This is a genomic window from Streptobacillus canis (assembly GCF_009733925.1).
Lineage (GTDB): Bacteria > Fusobacteriota > Fusobacteriia > Fusobacteriales > Leptotrichiaceae > Streptobacillus > Streptobacillus canis.
In genome coordinates this window covers 1-674 of the sequence record NZ_WOEI01000059.1, presented here as the reverse complement: position 1 = coordinate 674, position 674 = coordinate 1, and the positions used below count along the sequence as shown (strand labels likewise).

Annotated in this window: 2 pseudogenes; both read right to left on the bottom strand. The window is 24.2% G+C overall.

Going from position 1 to position 674, the window contains the following annotated elements:
* Window positions 1–159, bottom strand: a pseudogene (locus tag GM111_RS08625) (transposase); the annotation flags it as partial.
* A 202-nt stretch (window positions 160–361) separates the two neighbouring features.
* Window positions 362–674 (bottom strand): annotated as a pseudogene (locus tag GM111_RS08325) (ISNCY family transposase); the annotation flags it as partial.

The window sequence follows — 674 nt, the reverse complement described above, 5'->3', positions numbered from 1 at the left end:
TCTCTCAATAAAATTTTGTAATCTTGTTAATTTAGGTGCTTCTTCACCGTTAAGAAGATATATGAAGTTAATATTTTCATTGCAATTTCTTATTATCTTTCTTAATTCTAATTCAGAATAAAAAGCAGATAAAAGAATTATTTTAAACATAACATCTAATGAATTTTTAGGTTTTCTACCTTTTTTGTAAGTCTTTACTTTCGATTTATTTTAAAAACTAGTTCCTTAGCTAGCTCGTTAAGAAGACTTACAGGAAAATTTACATCAAATTCAAAATGTTTGTAAATATTTACGTAAAAAAGTGTCAAGTAAAAATGAAAATGTCCCAAAAATTTGTTAATATGAGCACCGTTTTTTTAGGTTAAGAACGGTGCTTCATTTTTTCAAGATATTTTTCAAAACTAGCCTTTTTCCAAGAGTGATTCATTGGAGGTATATATCTTTTATTAACCTTTTCTTCTTGAACTTCTTTTTCTTTAAAATCAAAATTTTCTGAGTATTCTTTATGTGATGGTATTTCTTCTAGACGATATATCTTATCATCAACACTAGCATAAATATTTTTATCAAATGCTTTAATAACTAATACTTCTGTTTTTGCTTTAATATACTGTCTATTACTATCTTCATCTATTAAGAAATAACTATTATTATTAAATTTAATACTATGATCA